This window comes from Bacillus sp. JJ1532 (genome assembly GCF_036965085.1).
Classification (GTDB): Bacteria; Bacillota; Bacilli; order Bacillales; family Cytobacillaceae; genus Cytobacillus.
In genome coordinates, this window is the sequence record NZ_JBALOW010000072.1 from 1 (window position 1) to 228 (window position 228).

A 228-nucleotide genomic window follows, 5' to 3' on the forward strand; every position below is an offset into this window, starting at 1 on the left:
ACACTAAGAATACGTGTTTGGATATATCTTTTTATAATTAGATTAAAGCCTAAAATATTCATTAAACAAATCAACTTTTCGCAAATCTAGTATATAAGACGAATGAAAATGAGAAAAGTTTCATAAAATTAATTATTTTTTCACCCGTCACATAAAATACACAATTTATGAATTATTATGGGACTTTGTAAATTGAATGATCTTTTCTATTCTCTAACGTAAACATAC